This is a genomic window from Corynebacterium sp. ACRPE (assembly GCF_022347435.1).
Lineage (GTDB): Bacteria > Actinomycetota > Actinomycetes > Mycobacteriales > Mycobacteriaceae > Corynebacterium > Corynebacterium tuberculostearicum_D.
The window spans coordinates 1-559 of the sequence record NZ_JAKRNA010000070.1 but is presented as its reverse complement, the minus strand read 5'-3'; the positions used below and the strand labels follow the sequence as shown (position 1 = coordinate 559).

The following is a 559-nucleotide window of genomic DNA, read 5'->3' as shown; positions in this document are numbered from 1 at the left end:
GACCTTGACGGCATCAAACACATTTTAGGATTGTGGATTGCCAAAGAAGAAGGCGCTTCATTTTGGGCGCAGGTATGCGCCAATCTTTCTAACCGTGGTGTCAAAGACGTCTTTATCGTCTGCTGTGACGGGCTGAAAGGCCTACCAGAAGCAGTCGAGGCAACCTGGCCGAACTCTATGGTGCAAACCTGTATCGTGCACCTGATACGTGCCGCGAACCGGTGGGTAGCCTACGGGGATCGCCGGGCTGTATCAGCCGCGTTGAAGAAGGTCTACACCGCCACAGACGAGTCCACAGCTAGGGCTGCTTTAGCCGAATTCGAGGCTTCCGAGCTGGGTGAGAAGTATCCCCGCTCAGTCAAGGTCTGGCAGGACGCGTGGGCGCGGTTTGTCCCGTTTCTGCAGTTCCCACCAGCAGCTAGGAAGGTGATCTATACGACGAACTCCATTGAATCTTTTAACAATGAGCTGCGTAAAGCTACTCGCAACAGGGTGCAGTTCACCAACGATGAATCAGCCCTAAAGACGCTGTGGTTGATGATCTGCAATATTGAAGACA

1 protein-coding gene is annotated in these 559 nt (G+C 53.3%); it reads left to right on the top strand.

What is annotated here, in order from left to right:
* Positions 1-559: IS256 family transposase (locus tag MHY13_RS12150; protein WP_239283249.1), on the top strand; the 559-nt coding region annotated here is incomplete at both ends.